This window comes from Streptomyces sp. NBC_00316, from assembly GCF_036158715.1.
In the GTDB taxonomy this organism is placed as follows: Bacteria; Actinomycetota; Actinomycetes; order Streptomycetales; family Streptomycetaceae; genus Streptomyces.
Genome location: NZ_CP108023.1, coordinates 1,546,976 through 1,567,722, shown reverse-complemented (window position 1 = coordinate 1,567,722; position 20,747 = coordinate 1,546,976). Strand labels below are relative to the sequence as shown.

General features: G+C 68.8%; 15 protein-coding genes and 2 pseudogenes. 7 read left to right on the top strand and 10 right to left on the bottom strand.

Annotation, left to right across the window (positions count from 1 at the left end; all coding sequences use genetic code 11):
- Positions 1–804: 804 nt before the first annotated feature.
- The 3 genes and pseudogenes from OG878_RS06965 to OG878_RS06955 form a co-directional block, all read right to left on the bottom strand.
- A complete protein-coding gene (locus OG878_RS06965) occupies positions 805–1,278 on the bottom strand; it encodes a hypothetical protein (RefSeq protein WP_328885957.1) in 474 nt (157 codons plus the stop codon).
- 540 nt (positions 1,279–1,818) lie between these two features.
- A complete protein-coding gene (locus OG878_RS06960; RefSeq protein WP_328885956.1) occupies positions 1,819–2,418 on the bottom strand; it encodes an AAA family ATPase in 600 nt (199 codons plus the stop codon).
- Between the two features lie 146 nt (positions 2,419–2,564).
- Positions 2,565–3,276, bottom strand: a pseudogene (locus OG878_RS06955) (ATP-grasp domain-containing protein); the annotation flags it as partial.
- Positions 3,277–3,496: 220 nt separating this feature from the next.
- Between OG878_RS06955 and OG878_RS06950 the strand changes: the two are divergent.
- A complete protein-coding gene (locus OG878_RS06950; RefSeq protein WP_328885955.1) occupies positions 3,497–4,489 on the top strand; it encodes an alpha/beta fold hydrolase in 993 nt (330 codons plus the stop codon).
- Positions 4,490–4,801: 312 nt separating this feature from the next.
- Positions 4,802–5,707 (top strand): alpha/beta fold hydrolase, encoded by a 906-nt coding sequence (locus OG878_RS06945; RefSeq protein ID WP_328885954.1) that lies wholly within the window; start codon positions 4,802–4,804, stop codon positions 5,705–5,707.
- 96 nt (positions 5,708–5,803) lie between these two features.
- On the opposite strand, the gene OG878_RS06940 is transcribed toward OG878_RS06945, so the two are convergent.
- The 5 genes and pseudogenes from OG878_RS06940 to OG878_RS06920 form a co-directional block, all read right to left on the bottom strand.
- Positions 5,804–6,259, bottom strand: a complete 456-nt coding sequence (locus OG878_RS06940; protein WP_328885953.1) for a hypothetical protein — start codon at positions 6,257–6,259, stop codon at positions 5,804–5,806.
- Positions 6,256–6,714 carry an RNA polymerase sigma factor gene (locus OG878_RS06935; protein ID WP_328891156.1) on the bottom strand — a complete coding sequence of 153 codons (459 nt, stop codon included), beginning with the start codon at positions 6,712–6,714 and terminating at the stop codon, positions 6,256–6,258. Before OG878_RS06935 ends, OG878_RS06940 begins: the two co-directional genes overlap by 4 nt.
- Before the next feature lie 516 nt (positions 6,715–7,230).
- Positions 7,231–7,371 (bottom strand): annotated as a pseudogene (locus OG878_RS06930) (DUF1203 domain-containing protein); the annotation flags it as partial.
- A gap of 182 nt (positions 7,372–7,553) precedes the next feature.
- Complete coding sequence (locus OG878_RS06925) at positions 7,554–10,859, bottom strand: phosphodiester glycosidase family protein (RefSeq protein WP_328885952.1); 3,306 nt, start codon at positions 10,857–10,859, stop codon at positions 7,554–7,556.
- 564 nt (positions 10,860–11,423) lie between these two features.
- On the bottom strand, positions 11,424–11,888 hold the full coding sequence (locus tag OG878_RS06920) for an ATP-binding protein (RefSeq protein ID WP_328885951.1): 465 nt from the start codon (positions 11,886–11,888) through the stop codon (positions 11,424–11,426).
- Between the two features lie 166 nt (positions 11,889–12,054).
- Between OG878_RS06920 and OG878_RS06915 the strand changes: the two genes are divergently transcribed.
- From OG878_RS06915 to OG878_RS06905, 3 genes are all read left to right on the top strand, one after another.
- Positions 12,055–12,918, top strand: coding sequence for a helix-turn-helix domain-containing protein (locus tag OG878_RS06915; protein ID WP_328891155.1), 864 nt, complete (start codon positions 12,055–12,057; stop codon positions 12,916–12,918).
- A complete protein-coding gene (locus OG878_RS06910) occupies positions 12,915–13,127 on the top strand; it encodes a DUF397 domain-containing protein (RefSeq protein WP_328885950.1) in 213 nt (70 codons plus the stop codon). The genes OG878_RS06915 and OG878_RS06910 overlap by 4 nt, the downstream gene beginning before the upstream one ends.
- A 211-nt stretch (positions 13,128–13,338) precedes the next feature.
- Positions 13,339–13,464, top strand: coding sequence for a hypothetical protein (locus OG878_RS06905; RefSeq protein ID WP_328885949.1), 126 nt, complete (start codon positions 13,339–13,341; stop codon positions 13,462–13,464).
- Positions 13,465–13,671: 207 nt separating this feature from the next.
- On the opposite strand, the gene OG878_RS06900 is transcribed toward OG878_RS06905, so the two are convergent.
- A complete protein-coding gene (locus OG878_RS06900) occupies positions 13,672–16,344 on the bottom strand; it encodes a glycoside hydrolase family 31 protein (RefSeq protein ID WP_328885948.1) in 2,673 nt (890 codons plus the stop codon).
- A gap of 361 nt (positions 16,345–16,705) precedes the next feature.
- Between OG878_RS06900 and OG878_RS06895 the strand changes: the two genes are divergently transcribed.
- Together OG878_RS06895 and OG878_RS06890 are read left to right on the top strand one after the other, a co-directional pair.
- Positions 16,706–17,998, top strand: a complete 1,293-nt coding sequence (locus OG878_RS06895) for a cytochrome P450 (protein ID WP_328885947.1) — start codon at positions 16,706–16,708, stop codon at positions 17,996–17,998.
- Entirely contained in the window at positions 17,995–19,248 is a 1,254-nt protein-coding gene (locus OG878_RS06890) for a cytochrome P450 family protein (protein ID WP_443049067.1), read from the top strand. The genes OG878_RS06895 and OG878_RS06890 overlap by 4 nt, the downstream gene beginning before the upstream one ends.
- Before the next feature lie 393 nt (positions 19,249–19,641).
- Here the strand turns inward: OG878_RS06890 and OG878_RS06885 are convergent, their stop codons facing one another.
- Entirely contained in the window at positions 19,642–20,739 is a 1,098-nt protein-coding gene (locus tag OG878_RS06885) for a helix-turn-helix transcriptional regulator (protein ID WP_328885946.1), read from the bottom strand.
- Positions 20,740–20,747 lie beyond the last annotated feature (8 nt).

Below are 20,747 nucleotides of genomic sequence, written 5' to 3'. Positions count from 1 at the left end.
GCCAGGTATGCGCCGATGCCCGGTCGGCGCGACGCCCGCCACCGTAGCTGTCCGTCAGCACTGAAAGTGACTACGACATACTCCTTATATCTGACTATTCACACCCCTAGTGCAGTCGATTGACGAGGCAATGTCACTTTCCGTGACTGGTTTGCGATCGTCGTGGCAGCCAGAGGGGCTGGATCGCGGAGGGGTGCGGTGGCGGATGGTGATCTTGCCGGGCTGATGAGAGTGAGGCGCGGTGGTTCGCTCCGTACTCGTCCGCGTCGGCTTCATCTGCTTCGGCATCGCATGGCTCCGAACATCCGGTGTGCTACCGCATCGGCACGGCTGACGCGGCCGATCGGCTTCCGCGGAAGGACTCACGCGGAACGCCGAACAGGTTCAGAACGAGGTTGTCGGGGAGGCGGACCGGCCACGACGTCGACGCGCAGACTCCGTCGGCGCCGGCCGTCTCTCGGCTGATCGGCAGAGCAGCGTCCGCGTGCCGGGGTTCGGGCGGCACAAGGAAACTGCCAGTGCTGCGCACTGGAGGGCGGGCTGCGTACGCACTCGATCCCGAACTGCGCTGGAAAGCCAGGAGGGTGGCGCGCAGACGACATGCCGTAGGCGCGTCAAGAAGCCGCCCCGGCAGTCCGAAACGGCCGCTGTGGAACGGCCCACGCCATCACGACGTACAGAAGAGGCGCATACGGAGGTGTCCGCCGCACCGGACGGCATGCGGAGGCCGAGTGGGCAGCGAAGGTCGTGGGTCGGGAGTCCATTGCGCAGCGACTCACTTTACGAATTCCCGAGGCGGCGACCTCACGCAGCGATCGCCACTGCGTCCTTGCTGAGTGAGGCATCGGGCGTGGGGGTCCGGTCGGCGAAGACGACGACTCGCAGTAGCGCGAACCGTCCGATCCCCGCCAGAGCGGAAGCCGACAGATAGACCGTCTGTTCGACCAGGGAGGAGGGCTCTGGCCGGACGGCGTACAGGCAGAACAGCGCCCCCGTCGTGAACGCATAGCTCACGGCGACGGTCACCCCGGACTGAAGATGGACCCCCCACCCCTTCCGCCCGCTCCGGAAGGAGACCCGAGCGTGCAATTCGGTGGCGATGACCGTCGAGGCGACGGTGACCAGCGCGTTGGCAACGGCCATCGGTATCCGGTCGTTGAGCAGGACGAGTACCCCGCTGGACGCCAGTCCGACACCGCCACCGCACACGACGAACCGCACGAAGGCTGCGACGAGCGGATGCAGAGTGCGCGTCTGCGGGTGCGAAGGGGCGGTCACGAGGGGCCTCCGTAGGCTGCTGGAACGGTGTTTCGATTCCACCCCAGAACCTATGGACCGGACGTCCTCCGAGCGACCGGGTTAATCCCCGACTTCACTGGGGGGCTTCCCCCAGTGATCCCCTGGGGGAAGCCCCTGTGGTATCCCCGCCGAAATGCCGCGGGGGAACTTCAGGGGACACAGCGGCGGTCGCTGCCGTGGCGACGGAGCGGGGGAGTCCGTCCGTTCCTGCGGCACTGCCCCCGGGCGCAGCGTGCGCGGACCCGCGACGACCGCGTGGTCCACTCGGGCTGCCGCGCTGTTCCAAGCCGACGAGCCCGTTGCGGCAACAGCCGCCCTGACCGACCCCATTCCGCAGGACCCCGTCCAGCACTTGCAGCGCCTCGTCGCCGCTGTAACCACTGTTGGAGAGGGACCTCGCTGGTCTTGATGGCCGTGGACCCGAGGAGCTGCCGACGAGGTCGACACCCTGGGTCTTAATTCCGGTGCCCGACCGCATCGGCATGGCTGACGCGGCCGATCGGCTTCTCGCGGGAGGAGTCACACCGGGCGCAGAACAGGGGCGAGCGGTTCAGCGGGAGGTTGTCGGGGAGACAGACCGGTCACTGCGAGGATTGCCTCACCCGTTTCCTCGACCGTCTGCGCCGAGTTGTCGATCCACGTCCCCACCCGTCCGAGCTCCGCGCGCATCGCCTTGTCCAGGGGCGACCAGTCCGTGGTCAACGCCTTGTCCCTCGCCTGGTTGCGCTGCCATGCAGTCGCCGGGCCGGGAGCCAGAAAGACGACATGGAGCGGCTCGGCCGTCAACATGGTGCGGTAGAAGTCGAAGTGGGCACGGCGGACCACGACATCATCGAGCACGGGGACGAACCGCGCCCGCACGAAACTGTCCGCCAGAAGACAGGCACGGCGAGCCCGCAGAAAGATCTGCCGGTCGGCCTCTGCGTTCGGCGTCGACGAGGGCCACTGGCCACCGCTGATGATCATCTGCCGGAGGGCGTCCACCTCGACATGGGCGGACGCCGGAAGTCGCGCGGCGAGTGCAGCAGCCACCGTGGTCTTCCCGCTCCCGGGAATGCCGGCCAGCAGGACGACGCCGGCAGCAGACTCACGGTCGACGGGTACCGGATTCAAGGTCATGCGGGTCTCTGTGCAGCAGTGATCAAGGCACGGGGAGCCTAACGGACGGCGCTGCTCGATGGTCTTCCGCCTCGCATACGGCGGCGGCACCGCGCGTGACCGGCCACGGCGTCAACGCGCAGTCCTCGCTCGGCGTCGGCCGTCTCTCAGCTGATCGGCAGAACAGCGTCGGCGTTCTGGGGTTCGGTCGGTGCGGTGTGTATGGGCGGAGGAGCCGGGGCCGGGACGGGGGAGTCGGTCCGCTGGTGTGGCACCGGCAGTACCGGCTGGAGCGGGCGGGGTCCTGCCACCACCGCGTACTCCGTGCTGAGGAATCGTGGTTCGAGATTTCCGGGCTCCGCGCCGAGGGCGATTCGCACGGCCGCCCAGGGGGCGTTCAAGCCGCACCGGGAGAGCTGGTGGAGGCCGCCTACGGGGCGGGTGTTGACGTACAGCAGGACAGGTTCCCCCTCATGCAGATGGAAATTGAATGTTCGTCAGGTGATCCAGTCCGAAGGCCTCCGCAATGCGGCGGGCCGGACCGATCGATGACGGGTCGAGTGTGAAGCCGCGCCGGCGTCCGTTCTTTGTCCGTCCCCCGGCCGTCCTGACCCGGCCGTCGGGGCCGGTGAGGCAGTCGACGGACACCTCAGGCTCGTCCGGGCGTGGCATGACGAGCCAGTCGACGCGGCGTTCGGTGCGGCACAGGGCGTCGACGACCAGCTGGAGAGGGACGTACGGGCTCGGGACGCCGCCCAGGTGGAGCAGTGAGAACGGGGTCCGCGTGATGATACGGAAGCCGATACCGCCCGCACCGGCGACAGGCTCGAAGCATGCCTTGTGGCCGGCCCGCGCTCTCCAGCGCGTCGGCAACGGAATTCGCGGACAGGTGGTTCCATGCCGATTCGGCGGGAGTCCTTCCGCTTTCCGGTCGGATTCTCCGAGCAGTGGAGCCCTGCCTGAAACGTCCCGGAAATCCCCTGTGCGCCGGAGCTCCTACGATCGAGGAGGAAGCGGGGAGAAGCAGACGGGAGAAGAGCCTGTGGTCGGCGCCCCAGAACCTGAAGCGAGGCCGCCCCGAGCGAGCCGCCTGCGCTCGGTGTCCAGACAGGAAGTACCGCTGCGGCACCACGTGGTGCACGGTTACCGCCGCGCGTACCGGATTGCCGGGGACGGACCGGCGATCCTGCTCATCCACGGCATCGGCGACTCCTCCGCGACCTGGGCGGATCTGATCCCCGATCTGGCCCGCAACCACACGGTAATCGCCCCCGACCTCCTGGGCCACGGCGCTTCCGACAAGCCGCGGGCCGACTACTCGGTGGCGGCATACGCGAACGGCATGCGTGATTTGCTGGGGGTGCTGGGCATCGAGCGTGCCACCCTGGTCGGTCACTCATTCGGCGGCGGCGTGGCCATGCAGTTTGCGTACCAGTTCCCCGAGCGCACCGACCGCCTGATCCTGGTAAGCGCGGGCGGCGTGGGGCGCGAGGTGAACCCTGTCCTGCGAGCGGTGTCGCTGCCGGGTGCAGACCTGATGCTGTCCTCGCTGCGCCTGCCCGGCATGCGCAGCCAGGTCGGCCTCTTCAGCCGGCTGATAAAGCTGCTCGACACCGACCTGGGGCAGGATGCCGCAGAGCTGCTCAACCTCGTGGACGCCCTCCCCGACCACACGTCGCGCAGCGCGTTCATCAGCACCCTGCGGGCGGTGGTCGACTGGCGGGGCCAGGTGGTGACCATGCTCGACCGCTGCTATCTGGCGGAGGGCATGCCCACACTGCTGCTGTGGGGATCGCGCGACAGCGTTGTGCCGGTCCGGCACGCGTACGGCGCGCACGCGGCGATGCCCGGCAGCCGCCTGGAGATCTTCGAGGGCGCCGGCCACTTCCCCTTCCACAGCGATCCCGCACGCTTCCGTGCCTTGGTGGAGGAATTCATCCGCACCACAGCCCCGGCGGACTGGAGCCAGGAACGATGGCGTGAGCTGCTACGGGTGGGGCGGCCCGGCACCGGGGCGGGGGAGGCGGACTCCGCGTACCACCGGGCCGTGGAGCGCGATCTGCGCGAGGCGAGCGAGCGCAGCGCTACGTGAGGGGGCGGGCTCCGCGTGCCGGGGCTTTCGGCGCAGGCCCTGCCGCTCTTGGGCCGCCCTCAGAGGTCATCGGGCAGGTGTGTGGGTCGGTTGAGGGTGTTCAGGCTGAGGTTCGGCCGAGATGCGGCCGGAAGGGACATCAGGGCCTCTTGATGTCCAGTCAGGATTGTTCGTAAGGGGATCTCTCACCGAACGGACGCGATGCAGCCGCGGCGAAATCGGAGGAGGCGGGGGAACGTTTCGGCCCGGCCTCTCCTCCTGACCCGCCGAAGCGGTTCCACAAGAGACCCGCCGAAGGCGAGAGGCGATTCCATGGCATCGAGCACGACCTCGGGCAGACCTTCTGCCCCCAGACCGCTCCCGGCTGCCGAAGGGGCGGAGCACCGATGGGTGGAGGTGCGCGGCGCCAGATTGCACGTGGCCGAGTACGGAACCGGCAGGCCGGTCCTGCTGTTGCACGGTTTCCCGCAGCACTGGTTCGCCTGGCACCGGGTCGCCGTCCTGGCGGCTGCCGGACACCGGCTGATCTGCCCGGACCTGCGGGGCTTCGGCTGGTCGGAGCAGACCAGGCGCGGCTACGACATCGAGGGCTTGTCCGACGACATGCTCGCGCTGATGGACGCTCTTGGCCTTGACCGGGTGGGCCTGGTCGGGCACGACTGGGGTGCCCATGTGGGCTTCCGGTTGTGCATGCGGGCACCGGAGCGGTTCAGCGGCTACCTGGCGCTCAACATGGCCCACCCGTGGGCCCGGCACCGGGCGATCCTGCCGAATCTGTGGCGGCAGTGGTACACCGCCTTCATCGAGTATCCGGTGATCGGCAAAGCCGTGCTGCGCCGGTGGCCGGCGTTCACCCGCTTCCTGCTGCGCCATCAAGTCGCCGACCGGTCGGTCTGGCAGGTCAGCGAAGTGGCCGAGTTCACCGCCGCCACCCGCGTCGGCGCGCACGCCGGGCAGGCCATGTTCTGGCAGTACGTCGTCCGGGACATCCCAGCGCTGCTGCGCGGCGCGTGGCGCGGGCACCGGCTCACTGTGCCGACCGTGCTGCTGGGCGGTGAGCGGGACAACGTGATCTCCCCGTCCATGCTGGCCGGCGGCGAGGGCCATGCGGACGACCTCACCGTGCGCATCGTGCCCGGCGCCGGCCACTTCCTGCCCCGGGAGGCACCACAAGCGGTGGCCGAGGCTATGAAGGAGCTGTTCGGGACGGGCCGCTGAAGCCGCTACCGAGCTTCGCCGCGTGATGTCGCGCAGCGAATGCCCATCCCCGCGGTTCAGCGCACGCCGCCAGCACGTGACATAACGGGGCGAAGCTCAGTGACGTGCGGCCGCCCGGAGCGCGACTCTGCGGACGAATGCCTGCCCGCGGCGGGCCCCGAGCAGCCGGCCGTACACCGACTGGACCGGCCGCAGGACGGCAGGACGCGCCGCACCCAGCATCGCGAAGCGCGTGCCGTCGCCCTCCGGGGCGGCGGCCATGCCACCCACCACGAGGCGCGACTGCATCAGGCACCAGCCAGGAGCCAGCCGCACCTCGAAAGCGCCGTGGACACCCAGCGGTCCCACCGCCCGGGCCGGCTTGCGATCGGCGTCACCCGGCGGGACGCGGAACTCGCGCAGGAAGGGCACGAGGTGAGGAAGCTCACCCGCCAGATCCTCGGCGACCGCCCACACCTCGTCGTACGGCAGGTCCAATCGCTCCTCCGCGTACATCGCGGCATGCAGTCCCGCGGCCATCACCCGCAGCCGCGCCACGCAGTCAACGCTCATCGCTGCCACGCCTTCCGGAACGCCGAACGGGCACGATGCAGACGGGACTTGACCGTACCCGGCGCGATGCCCAGCACCTTGGCGGCACTTCGTTCATCCAGCCCCTCCAGCTCGCGCAGTACGAGCACCGCGCGGTGATGCACCGGCATCCGCGCCAGCACGTCCCGCACCTGTACGGACAGCTCGCCGTCACCACGAGGGACGAGGCCGCACAGGCGGGTCAGGTCATCCGGGTCGACGGCACACTCGACAGCGGTGCGCCGCGCCACCCTTACCGCCTCGCGCACGGTGATCGTGCGCGCCCAACCGTAGAATGCCTGCGGATCACGCAGCCCCCGAACTCCCAGGAAGATCGCCACCAGCGCCTCCTGGACGGCGTCCTCGCTGTCCGACACGGCAATCGGCCGGCACAGCCGGGTCACGTACGGCGTCACCAAGGACAGCAATTCGTCCATCGCCAGCACGTCCCCGGTCCGTGCGGCCCGCACCAGCGCGGCCGCGGCGTCCCACGGCCGCTGGTCTTCTCCCCCCGAACCGTCCATCACCCTGGAGACTACCGTCCTGGTTTCACCCGTCGGCCTGCTCGGTGACCTTCAATCGATCACTCGGGAAGGTAGGCCCTTCGCGCACCAACCCGAGCCCGATCCACAGGACTTGAGCATTGCTCTCAGTTGGCCGCTCTGGCGCTCGGCGTCGAGCTGCTCGGTGAGCTTGTCTTCGTAGTGACGCAGCGCGTCCTGGAGGAGGCGAGGGAGAGGCCTGGTGAAAGACTGCCGACGGTCGGGGAGGGCGGGATCGTGACCGAGAAGGTGGTGTCGTAGACCCCGGTCATTCGCAGGCGTGAGGGGCGGGCCCCGACCTGGCCGAGGGTCCGGCCCCTGAGCCCGTCAGGGACGGTGCACGCGGAAGTGGTAGCAGCCGTATTCGACGGCTCGCACGTGGACCTGGGCGGTATCCGGGTCATCTACGACGCTGAGCCGCAGGCAGCAGCGGAGCGGGGCGCCGCCTTCCTCGTCCACGTACGGGTACATCGGATGCCCGGCGTCGTCGCGGACGCGGAGCTCCTTCAGGGCGGTGGGGCTGATGGGCCGCGGTTGATAGGTGCTGGTCATGCCATTCATCGTGGCGCGGCCGGGCACGAGGTGCTGGCGGAAATCCGACGGAGTGTTCCGGGCCAACTGTCGTGCTCGGACCGGCCGTCTGAGGCGCCCCGCCGGCCGGCCTTGTTGGGCTGTGCCGTGGCAGAGCGCCAGGTAGCGCTCTGCCACGGCGTGGCACCCCGTCATGGGTCAGGTCACTGGACGATGACCTGGGCGCTGCCCGTGATGCCGCCGGAGGTCACCGAGACGGTGACGGTGCCGGGGCGGTGGGCGGTCAGGGTGCCGGTGGGGGGGTCCACCGAGGCGACCTTGGGGTTGCTGGACGTCCAGACGTGGGAGGCCGGGTCCGCGATCGGGATGGTGAGCGGTGCGATGTTGTCGCCGGCGATCTGCTCGCCGGTTGCGGTCAGGGTGACGTGGTCGCCCTTGGCGATCGGGTCCTTGGGACCCTTGACGGAGATCGACGCCAGAGCCGGCTCGACGGTGTACTGCAGGTCACCGTCGTCGCCGATCCGGATCAGACCGAAGTGGTAGATGCCACCCTGGTCGGCCGGGGCGTAGGCCGGCATGCCGAGGTCCGCGAAGGTGAACTGCGGGATGCCGCCCTCGCCGACGGTCGTGCTCCGGCCCTCGGGGTCGAGGACCTGCTCGGCGAAGCCGCGGGCGTGACCGTACATCATGATCACGTGCTGCTTCGGGTGCGTCTCCTGGTAGCGCTGCACCAGCCGCAGGTACATCCGTGCCTCCCAGCGGTCCGTGAACTGGCTGTTCGCGGCCGGGTGCGGGTCGTACGCGGGCATGTGGGTGATGACCAGCACGTCCTTGGCGGTGGTGTCCGTCAACTGCTGGATCAGCCAGGGGTACTGGATGCCCTCCGGGTTTTGGAACGGGTCCGAGGACTGCAGGCTGCCGTGCGAGTTGTCGGTGACGATCAGCCGTGCCGCGCCCTGGTTGTAGGCGTAGTGGGTGTCACCGAAGGTGTCGCTGTAGTTGCCGTTCTCGGAGTCGGCGCCCTGGGTGATCTCGTGGTTGCCGACGATGTCGCGCTTGGGGATGCCGAGGGCGTCCATTTTGGACTTGGCGTACTGCAGGTCCGCGAGCTTGCCGTCGTCGGACATGTCGCCGAGGAACTGGGCGGCGTCCGGCCGGGCCTGCGGGGTGAGGGTGGGCAGCCGCTTGGCGATGGAGTCCATCACGTTGCTGCTGACCGAACCGGGGTCGCTTGCGAGCATGTGCGCGTCGTCACCGGTGAGGATCGTGGTGCCGCGCTTGGCGAAGTCGGCGGAGTCCTCCTCGAAGGACAGCCACTTCGGGTTCTGCGGGATCGCGTCGTACTCGGGCGCCGTGACCGGACGCGGCGAGTACAGCGCCTGCAGGCCCGCGACGTTGAGCGAGCCGCTGTAGGCGGTGCTCGGGCTGATCGCCAGGAAGTCGATGAAGCTGATGGTCAGCGGGAACTGCATGCCCGCCGGCAGTTGCGCGACCGCCAGGTGCCAGTCCTTCCAGGTGACGTACGTCGGGTAGAGCGTGGTCGACGAGCCGTTGACGCCGATGTACTTCTCGGCGAGCTCGAGGCCGTTGCCGTCACCCTTGATCCACACGCCGATGGCGGTGGGGACCTGGCCGTTGTTGGTTTCGGTCTTCAGGGTGACACGCGGCGAGAGCACCAGCTGCTTGACGCCGGAGCCGGCCGGCATCGAGTAGTCGAGCCGCAGTGACCCGGACTCGGCGGAGCCCGGCGGAACGACGCCGGGGTCGGTGGTCAGGGTGGCGGGCTTGCCGGTGGTGTTGTTGCTGAGCCGCCAGACGTCGAGGTTGGTCATCGGGTCGATGACCTTGCTGACGCTGCCGACCGCGATCGACGTGGTGCCGGTGGTGCCCGCGACCTGTGCGCTCACCTCGGCGAGACCGCCGTTGTCGGCGTTCGCGGTGAACAGGCCGTGCGCGTCGACGGAGCCCAGGCTGTCCGGGGTGACCTTCCAGGTGGCCGCCTCAGCGGGGATCTGCACCGTGCCGCCGTCCTTGACGGTGCCGGACAGGGTGAGCTGCTGGGTGGCGCCGCCGTCGAGGTCGGCCTTGTCGGGCGAGACCGTGAGGGACTCGAGCTTGCTGACGACCTCGAGCTTCTCCGAGGTGGACGCCTTGCCGTTGAAGGCGATGATCCGGCCCGTGCCGGTGCGGTGCGGGGTGAGCTTGCCGTCCTCGTACGTGGCGAGGGACGAGGGCACGATCCGGACGTGGACCTGGCCGGCTGCCGGGTTGGCGAACCGGTCGACGGAGTGCACCGGGAGCGGGATGGAGCCGTTGGCGACGGTGGTGACCGTCTTGCCGCCGTTTACCACGACCTTGTCGGCCGCTCCGGCCTCCTTGGCGGTGGAGTAGAAGAAGATGCCGTTGGCGACCGGGCGCTCGGTGTTGCCGGGCAGGTCGGACGGTGTGTTGACGACCTCGGCCTGGTCGGCGCCGGGGGCGCGGCTGACCATGCCGGTGGACCCGCCGCCGTCGAAGAGCATGGCGGTGTAGGCGCCGTGGGCGACCATGTAGCCCGCGGCCTGGTCACGGGTCACACCGAAGGCCGTGGAGGCGCCGCCGTGGCCGTCGACGGCGACGACGATGGCGTGCTTGCCGTCCTGGGTGATGCCGACGGCGGTCTCCGGGTTGGCGCCGCTCGGCGGGGTGCCGGTCGGGTCCTTGTAGACCTTGCCGTCCTTCACCAGGGTGTCGACACCGCTGACCAGCTGGGTGACATCGTTGTCGGGCGCCAGTTGGGTGGTGATGCCCACCGTGTCGCCCGTGTGCAGGTTGTCGGCCAGCCACTGCCCGCCGGCGCCGGCGCCGAGCAGACCGAGTTGGTCGTCCGAGAGCCGCGGCACGGTGCTGATGCCGGTCTGCATGCTGTCGGCGACGAATCCGCCGTCGGTGGTGTGACCGAGCACCAGGGTGGAGGGCTTGGACAGGCCCGGGGTCTCGCCGAGATAGGGGGTGACCTCGGTGATGCCGCCGGACGCCATGTCGTTCACGGTGTTCACCGAGGTGAGCGCGCGGATCGCAGAGCCGGCGGTGATCGTCCCGGAGAAGGTTTCCGGGCCCATGACCATGGTGCCGTCGGGCTTGACGCCCAACTGGGAGGCGAAGCCCGGCTTGGGGCTCTTCAGCAGATGACCGTTGGAGATGATGCCGCCGAGCGGGCGCCCGCTGGCGTGGATCTCGAAGTAGTCGCCGTTGACGCCGGCCACCGCGTGGGTGCGGTGGGCCATCGATGACGGGGTCTCGTCTGCCGGGTTGGTGAGGGTGTCGCCGGCCTCGACCATGCCGACCCGGAGGTTCGGGTCGCCGAGGTCGGCCTTGAGCACCTGAATGTGCTGGCGGCCGCCCACAGTGTCGTAGGTCTCGCTGTAGTGCTGCAGGCCGCGAGTGACGGTCTCGGCCGGCGTACGGGTGTAGTCCACCACCGACGGCCAGCCTTCCGGTGCGTCCGGGAGCCAGTTCCGGTCCACCATAGGGCTGTTCGCGGACGTGTCATCAGCGGAACTAACAGCGGTGCCGGCCCCCGTCACGGCACTGGCGAGCGCCAGCGCCACCGCGGCTGCCACTGCGGTACGGCGTGCGCCGGCCCCCACTGGTCTCTTTGCCCTCTTTGCGCGAAGTGTCATTGCGTGTTCCCTTACGGACGTGCACCGCCGGTAGGTCACCGGCGGTGCACGACCACCGCACACCATCCCGGCGGATCACAGGTTTCCGTTCCGGGTGATGCAGATGGCCATCAGAAATGCTCCCCCACGGCATTCAGCCAAGTTGCATTAACCTTCAACTTTCGTGCGCCCAGGAGACCTGGAGGCCTTCGCGGCACCGCCCTGCGCGGTGTATGGCGGTATGTCGAGGTAGGTCATGCCGCCGGTCCTGCAAAGGTAGGAGCGGGCGCCGATAGCGGCTGCGAGGTCCGCGAGTGTCGGGGACCGGCCCGGGCGGGCGGCCAAGCTGTGACCGACCAGCGAGACGCAGAACCGGACGGAGGCGGGGGCCCGTGCCTGCAGGGCGGGGCGGTCGCGTGAGTTGTTCAGCGCCTATGACTGACCCACGTCCAGAACGGCCCACACCGCTTTGCCGGGTCCATCGACGCACGGATACCAGCCCCAGCGGTCGGTGAGTGCGGCCACCAGCAGGAGACCGCGGCGTCCATCCCGGCCGTTGGACGGTTCGGCCAGGGCCGGGATGCTCTCGCCGCGCGAGTCGGTGACCTCCACGCGCAGGGTCGCCCCCTCGGCCGAGAGTCGTAGGCGGAAGTCCCGGCCGGGTACGCGTCTGTGGCGTACGGCGTTCGCGCTGAGCTCCGCCACGATCAGCGTCAGCACGTCGTGGGGGTCGCTTCCGTAAGGGATGCCCCAGGCATCGAGGCGTTCCCCGGCCAGGCGTCGGGCGAGACGGGCGCCGCGTGGGGTGGAACTGAAGCGCATCGTGAAGTGGTGCCAGGGGAGCAGGGGTTGGGCGGTGAGGGTGAGGCGTACGGGGAGGGGTTGCTTGCTCGTCATGCCTTCACGGTGACGCTCGGTGGCGTAGCGTGACCAGGGGTGACGTGTCGTCGGATGTTGGTTGTACGCGACGGCGTGCGGTGTGTACGAGGCGCGCCGCGTGGCGAAGTTCGGGGCGCGGCGTTGGGCCGGTGAGGTGGTGGGGCCGATGGACCGTTCGGAACCGATGGAACAGGACGAGCCGGGCGAGCAGGGCGTACGGGATGGCGCCGGGCCCCGGCCGGAGGACGAACCGGGATCGGGCGTGGTGACCGCGTTCGGGAGGCAGTTGAAGCTGCTGCGGATTCGAGCGGGGCTGGAGCGGCCCGAGTTCGGGAAGCGCGTGGGCTACGCGGGGCAGTCGGTCGCGTCCTTCGAACAGGGGAGGCGCATTCCGCCGCCGAGGTTCATCGACCGGGCGGACGAGGTACTGGATGCCAGGGGCGTACTGAAGGCGTTGAAGGAGGAGGTGGGGCGGGCGCAGTACCCGGCCTTCTTCCGGGACATGGCGCGCTTGGAGGCGGAGGCGGTCGAGCTGTGCGCCTATGACACGCACGTCGTCAAGGGGCTGTTGCAGACGGAGGAATACACGCGGGCATTGCTCGCCATGCGGCGCCCGTTGCTGGACGAGGAGACGATCGAGCTGCGAGTGTCAGCCCGTCTCGCTCGGCAGGAAATCTTCAACCGCTGGCCTGCGCCACTGCTCAGCTTCGTGCTCGAAGAGACTGTGCTGCGCAGGCCACTTGGGGGGAAAGCTGTGTTGCGAGGGCAGTTGGAACAGCTGTTGCTCATCGGTCGGAAGCGCAATGTCGAGATTCAGGTCATGCCACTGGATCGCGAGGACAATGCGGGCGTGGACGGCCCATTCACCGTCATCACGCGCAAGGGTGGCGAGCAGCTCACGTACATGGAGGTCCAAGGGCGAAGTAGCCTGCTGACGGATCGCGAAGAGGTCCGTCTCGCCGCCGCGCGCTATGGGATCATCCGGTCCCAGGCTCTCACTCCGCGCGAGACCCTGGGATTCGTCGAGAAGTTGCTGGGAGAGCTATGAACATCGCAGAGACTTCGACCGCAGCTCCGGAATTTGCCTGGTTCAAGAGCAGCTACAGCGGCGCAGAAGGGGGCGACTGCCTAGAGGTGGCCAACGCCACCGGAGCCGTACACATCCGGGACTCAAAGGTCACCGCCGGACCGGTCCTGACCGTCTCCCCCCACGCGTGGGCCGGATTCGTCGGATTGGCCGTCGACTGGTCGGCCTGAGTCCTGCCGCAACCCCGTGGGACCTGCCGCACACCGCCGTGGCAGGTCCCACGCCTATGTCTGGCCCCAGGACGTCAGGCCGCGTCGTCCCCTCACTTGTCACGGCGGAGCATCCGCCACACGGCGCGGCGGCCGCTGCGGTTGAGGGAGGACTGCAAGCCCTTGGCCAGGCGCCTCTGGTATTGCTTATGCCCACGGGGAGGCACCCCGGGTGCGGCTGGCGATCGGCCTGGCGCTGGCGCAGGCCCAGGGTCGTCAGGGCGAGGTGGTCCACGGGGCCCGCGCAGCACTGGAGGCCCACGACCGGAAGTGGCCCACGGCGCCGACGGGGGACTGACGCGACCGCTGGGGGAAGATGGCGTCCAGCGTTTCCACCGGTCTCGACGCTCGGCAGGACCAGGGCGGTGCCCCGGCGCGCGCCTCCCGCTGCTGAACGGCTCCGCAACGAAACAACTCCTGCCCCTGGTTCTTTGTGAGCCAGGGGGCTCGACTTCCCCGACACGCGTCAGGGGCTGTCCGAAGACAGCCCCTGACCTCGTGCTTGCTACTTCCGCAGCTCGACCGTGAAGCCGCGCCCCGTGGAGACGGACGGTGTCCTGATCTCCGTGATCCCGGTCGCGGGGTCCGTGTACCAGCCGGAATCGGCCGAGGCGAACGCCGCCGCCGAGTCAAGGCGCTGGAGCCGGGCTCCGTTCATGACCACTTGTGACGGTGCGTCCTTGCCGTGCACGGTGAAGCGGTACGCCCGGGTTGCCGGCTTCCCTTCGTAACTTCCCACGCTTGCACCGACCTTGATGGTGGTGTTCGCCCTTCCGTGGATGGGTGCCTGCACGCGTACCTGTTGCGTCGCTGAGGCGCCCTCGGTGAACTTCCGGGTCACGCCGTCGTCCTCGTACAGGGTGTACGTGCTGGTGCCCTGCGGGTACAGGTCGTAGCCCAGCTCGCTCCGGTCCCGGGTCTGCCAGGACGTCGTGCCCTTCGGCCACATCGGCACGATGGAGCCGCCCTTCACGAACAGGGGCAGGGTGTCGAGGGGCGCGTGGTAGCCGTTGACCGTGGTCGGGCCCTGGTACGTCTTCCCCGTCCAGTAGTCGGTCCAGGTACCCTTGGGCAGGTAGATGCCGTTACGGGTGTCGGAGTCCTCGTAGACCGGGGCCACCAGGAAGTCGGAACCCGCCAGGTACTCGTACGTGGCGTTCGCGCCGAGCGTCGCGGGGTCGTCCGGGTACTCCAGCCACAGCGGGCGTACCGAGCCCACGCCGGTCTTCGCGGCCTCGGCGGACAGGGTGTAGAGATACGGCAGCAGCCGCTCCCGCAGCTGGAGGTACTTGCGGTTGATGGAGGTGTACGGCTCGCCGTCCACCCACGGCTGCTGGTTGATCTTCTTCTTGGTCGTCAGGTCCGTCGCCCAGCCGTCCATCGTCATCAGGGCCGGGAGGAACGACTTGGCCTGCAGGTCGCGGGCGTACATCTTGGCGTCGTGGCGATAGATGCTGCCGACGTCGCCGGTGTTGTACGCGATACCGGACATGGTGGCCCCGGCGTAGGTCGGGATCTGCCAGCGTACGAAGTCCCAGGACAGCGACTGGTCGCCGCTCCACAGGACGCCGCAGCGCTGCGCGCCCGCCCAGGAGACGGGCAGCCAGACGAAGCCGCGGGCGTCGCTGTTGTCCTCGATGCCTGCCTTGGCAGAGTCGCAGGCGTTCAGCGCCATGCCGTATCCCTGGCCGACCCAGGCGACGTCGAGCTTCGCGACCCGTTGGCCCGCCTTCACCTGGTCGGCGAGCTTGTCGAGGCCGTTCTGGGTCCACAGGCCCAGCTGGGCGTTGTGGTCCTGGAGGCCCTTGGCGGTCTCCGACAGGTTCTCGTAGCCACAGCCGTAACCGTCGTTGACGAGCATCCAGCCCAGCGGCATCTGGTTCTGCGTGTAGCCGTCGGCGACCTTCAGGGCGTCCAGGGTGTGGCGTTCGCCCTGGTTGGCGTTGTGCAGATAGCAGTCGGCGTCGCCCGGTTCGAGGCCGTACACCGGTGGCATGAACGGCTTGCCGACGAGGGCGGTGTACTTGCCGATCACCTTTTTCGCGTCACCGATGAAGTAGTACGCGTCGAGGCGCCGCTCCTGCTGGCCGGTCTGGACCGGGGAACCGAAGTGGTAGACGCCGGGCGCGAAGGTGTTGCGGTAGACGCCGTAGCCGGCGCTGGAGAGGTAGAAGGGCTGGGAGTTGTTGTAACCGCCCTCGTTCCAGTTGGTGTTGTTGGCGACGTACACCGTCTTGTCGCGGTGCGAGAAGCTGCCGTTCTGTTCGCCGCCGCCGAAGAACTGCTCGTCGGCGCCGCGCTCCAGGCTCTGCCGCATACCGCCGGTGGACCAGCGCAGGGGCTTGTCCTCCTGCCAGATGCGGGTGCGGTTGTCGGTCTTGTAGAGGCCGAAGCGCAGCGGCTTCTTGTAGACGCGGAGTACTGCGTCGGGGGAGCGGATGCCGTAGTAGTCGCCCGTGTCGAAGGTGCTGGTGTGCTTCTGCAGGGCGGGCTGTGTGCGGATGATCGCCGAGCCGGCCGGGTCGGTGAAGTCGCCGGAGGGGGTGGCCTGAAGGCGCAGTTGGCCGCCGGTCAGGAAGTCGGCCTTCGCCTTGAGTCCGCCGGCTTCGATGGAGTAGCTGCCGTGGCCCCCGCCGAAGGAGGTGAGGTTCCCCGAGTCGGTGGTCTCCGGGAGATATGCCTTGCCGGTGAAGGAGTTGTCGGTGACGTCGTACGGCACGACGATCACGTGGTACGTCCCGTCGGCCCGGGGAATCACCGTGGCCTCGGGGTCGGCCGTGCCCGCGCTGGAGGCGACCTGCTTGCCCGCGGAGTCGTAGATGTACATGTCGAAGTCCTCGGCGGGCTTCTGCCACTCGATGGAGATCGGCACACCGCCCTCCGGGTTGTCGTCCCAGTAGCCGTCGGGAGTCGACACGGTGAGGTCGAAGCGGTCGCAGACCTTGTTGTCCGGGTCCTCGGCGGCGGGCGGACAGTCGGTGGGGCCGCCGACCGTGCCCTTCGGGTAGACGGGGCTCTGCCATGTGACGCTCTTGTGGGCCTCGTCGAGCACGGCGCTCGCAGGGGTCGCGGCGTGGGCGGGTTCGGCGGGGGCGCCGAGCAGAGCGGCGGCCAGGGCGGTGGTGAGGCCCACTGTGGCGAGGGCGGGCCAACGGGAGCGGTGGTGAAGTCTTCGCACGGGATGCATCCCTTCGTATCAAGCACCGCATGTTTGCAAATGCTTGAACATGGGTCAGATCGAGCAACTTCTCGCGCGAGGATTCACCATTACGCAGGTGCATGTCAACGGTGGTTGCGGGGCCGATGGGGTGCGTACCGAGGTGCACCTCGTGAGGGCGGGTCTCGTGCGGGTGGGCTCGGCGCTGGGGGGTTCGCCCGTGCTTGTGATCAATCGTGATCGGTTGTCAGGTCTCAGTGGCCACAGAAGTAACGAGAATGATCGTGATCAGCACCGGAAGATTCACCCGACATCCCTATAGTGGTGCCGCGTTGACCGTGGGAACACAACGCGAGTAGCCGCCGCCAAAGGAGTCAGCTCGATGACGCGCCCCTCACCCGCCGCGCCCGCGGAACCCCTCGGTGGTGGCTGTCCCGTCGGGCACGGCGCGACCGCCGTGCCCCTCAGCGGCCCCGAGTTCCACACCGAGCCCCAAGCGCTCTACCGCACCATGCGGCGCGATCACGGACCCGTCGTGCCCGTCGAACTGCCGGGCGGGTTCCCCGCCTGGCTGATCATCGGCTACCGGGAAGTGCACCAGGTCACCAGCGACGGCGAATTGTTCCCCCGGGACGTCGGCCTGTGGAACCAGTGGGAACACATTCCGGCGGACTGGCCACTGCTCCCGATGGTCGGGCAGCCCATGCCGTCGATCTACTTCACCGCGGGCGCCGAGCACCTGCGCCACGCCGCGATGGTGGGGGCCGCCCTCGAGGCCTCGGACCCCTTCGAGATCCGGCGCCATTGCGAGGAGTTGGCCGACCGGATCATCGACGACATCTGCACGCGCGGAACGGCCGACCTGGTCGCCGAGTTCGCCGAGCCGCTGCCCGTGCTGGTCCTCTCCCGGCTCGTCGGATTCCCCGATGCGGAGGGCGCCGACATCGCTCGGGTGCTGAAGGACCTGGCCGACGGCGGTCCCGAGGCGCAGACCGCGTACGCACGGTTCGGGGAGCACATGCAGCAGCTGGTGGCGGCCAAGCGGGCGGCGCCCGGGAACGACGTGACCTCGCGGATGATGGCGTACCACGAGCCTTTCACCGACGAGGAGTACGCCCTCGACCTGATGGCGATCACGGCTGCCGGTCATCTGACCACAGCCGACTGGATCACCAACTCCCTGCGGCTGATGCTTACCGACGACCAGTTCGCCGACTCGCTCTCCGGCGGCCGGCACAGCGTAGGCGAAGCGATGAACGAGGTCCTCTGGGAGGAGAGTCCGACCTCGATCCTCGCCGGCCGCTGGGCGGCCCGGGACACCCGGCTTGCCGGCCGTGACATCAAGGCCGGGGACATGCTGCTGCTCGGCCTGGGTGCGGCCAACTCCGACCCGCACGTGCGGCAGCATCTCTCCACCGGTCACCCGTCCGGCCAGGGCGGCAACAGTGCGCACCTGGCGTTCAGCCACGGCGAGTACCGCTGCCCGTTCCCCGCCCAGGAGATCGCCGAGATCATCGCCCGTACCGGAATCGAGGTGCTCCTCGACCGGTTGCCCGATCTCGACCTGGCCGTGCCCGTGGAGACGCTCGTGCGGCGGCAGTCCGCCTTCCTGCGGGGGATGGAATCACTCCCCGTCCTCTTCACCCCCGTACGTACGACAGGAGACGTCTCGTGAAGTGCCCTCACGCCGCTGCCCACCAGGCCGCCACGGCCGGTGAAACCGTCGTCATCGACCCCATGGTCCAGGACCTGGACGGTGAGACGGCGCGGCTGCGCGACGCCGGACCGCTCGCCAGGATCGAGCTGCTCGGCGTTCCGGCCCTGACCGTCACCCGGCATGCCGAGGCGCGCCAACTCCTCGTCGACCCCCGCCTGGTGAAGGACATCAACGCGTGGGGGCTCTGGCAGAGCGGAGTGGTGACCCATGCCTGGCCGCTGATCGGCATGATCGACGCCGGGCGTTCCATGTTCACCGTGGACGGTGAGGAACACCGGCGTCTGCGCACCAAGACCTCCCAGGCGCTCACACCGCGCCGGCTCGAGGCGATACGTCCGCACATCGAGAAGTTCACCGAGGAGCTGCTCGACGCTCTCGCCGAACAGGGCAAGGAGGGCGTGGTCGACCTCAAGTCCGTGTTCGCGCAGCCTCTGCCGATGCGGGTGGTCGGCATGCTGATGGGCGTCGACGAAGCCGAGTACCCGATGCTGACGAAGAAGTACAAGGCCTTCTTCTCGATGCTCACTCCGCACGACGAACGGATGGCGCTGCTCGCCGAGTTGGACGTCTTCTACGCCGAGCTCGTCCGGGAGAAGACGGCGCGGCCGACGGACGATCTCACGACTGCGCTCATCCTCGCGGAGGAAGGCGGGGACCCGCTCACCGAGGAAGAGGTGGTCGGCAATCTCAAGGCCATGGTGGCGGCCGGGCACGAGACCACCATCGGGCTGATCCTCAATGCGGTACGGGCCCTGCTCGCCCACCCGGACCAGCTGCGCAAGGTGCTCGACGGCGAGATCCCGTGGGAGACGGTGATCGAGGAGACGCTGCGCTGGGACACCCCCACCACGCATCTGCTGATGCGGTTCGCCACGGAGGACATCCAGGTCGGCGACGACGTGATCGCCAAGGGGGAGGGCGTGGTCATCTCCTACCGGGTCATCGGCCGTGACATCGAGCAGCACGGGCCGGACGCCGACGCCTTCGACGTCACCCGGCCGGCCCCGATCCGGCACATGACCTTCGGTCACGGCCCGCACATCTGCCCGGGTGCCGCGCTCTCGCGCGTGGAAGCGGGCGTCGCGCTGCCGGCGTTGTTCGGCCGCTTCCCCGGGCTGCAGCTCGCGGTGCCGGACGAGGAGATCCGCAAGCTGCCGGTGATGACACAGAACGACCTGGAGTCCTTCCCTGTGCTCCTGAACGGCTGAACAGGGGAGAGAGTGTGGGCCGCCCGCCGTCGTCCCGCGTCCGGGGCGACGGCGGGCGGCCCACATGTGTCCCGTCGCACCGAAGCCTGAGCAAATCTCGCTGAAGGCCGATGGCCGGAGAGTTGGTCTCGCTGAACCTCGAGTGCGCAGATCGGGACGCTGACACAAGGATCGTGGAGCTGACCGGTGGGCCGATCTGCCGTTCACTGCCGGCGGGTCGGTGCGTCAGAGCCGAAGGTGCTCACTGGGCTTTGCCGAGTCGGCGGACAGGGCATCCCACTGGTGTCGCTACGCGGCCTCGTCCTCGCCGGCGAACTCTCATGCTCCGGCGCCGTACCCGGCAGTCCGGATGCCACGGCGTGTCGCGCTGCACACGCAGGGACCTCAGGCCGGTCACCCTGCCGTTCGTTCGGTGGAGGCCGCCGCCAAGCCCGAGGCGTCCCCGAGCCAGCCTCGTTCGCGTGCCAGTAGAGCGATCTGGAAGCGGGTTCGCGCACCGAGGAGTTCGGCGGTCTCACTGATGTGCTTCTGGATCGTCCGTCGGCTCAGCCCCAGGACCCGGGCGATCGCGTCGTCCGTCAGACCCGCGCACATCAGGGAGAGGATGTCGCGCATCCGTCCTGGGGGCCGGCCGTCCGGGTCCGCCGCAGTGATCGGCGGCCGACCGGGGCCGCTGTCCAGCGATACCGGGGTCGCCCGTTCCCAGACGCCCTCGAAGAGCACGGTGAGCGCTTCGAGAAGCGTGGCCGAGTGCACGATGAGCGAACCCGCGGACGGGTCCTCCTGCCGCAGCGGCATGATGCCGGTCGTCACGTCGAACACCACCAGTTTCATCGGGAGCCCGGCCAGCAGCCGCAGTTCCCCGCCCCGCGCTGTGCCGCTCAGGGCGGTACGCAGTGAGACCGTGTCGGTCATCCCGTCGGTGTCGTACACCGACCGCAACCGCACTCCCTCGGGTACGGGCACCTCCGGAGTCCGCGCGTACGAAACAGCTGCGGGGGCGGTCGGCACCGAGGCGCCCTCGAGCCCCGCGGACCGGGTGACGTACGGAGGTTTGGCGAGGTGGAGCACCTCGTGCCGACTGGACGCGAGCAGCTGCGCGTAACGCACCCCAACCTGCTCGGCGCTCTCCACCACCTCGAAAAGGTCGGAGGTGACCCGACGGTGCGACGCCGAACGGTATGCCTCGTGCAACCGCTCCATGTACAGCTCCGCCCGTGCCAGTTCCTGTCGCCTCTGAGCCAGCAGCGAACCGAGGGTGGAGCGGGGCGGGCCCGTGCTCCAGCGCGTGGGCCGGTCGCCGACGCGGATGACCACGTGCTCGTTCTCCAGTGCCCGTAGGGCGCGTTCGACGGCTGACGGGGTGGTCCCGAGCGCTTCGGCAACCGCCTCGCTGCTCAGCTCCGGCTGCGTGACCAGGCATTCGAGTACCTGGCCGGCAAGGGGGCCCAGATCGGGTCCGGCCCACGGCAAATCCGATGACACCACCACAGCTGTCC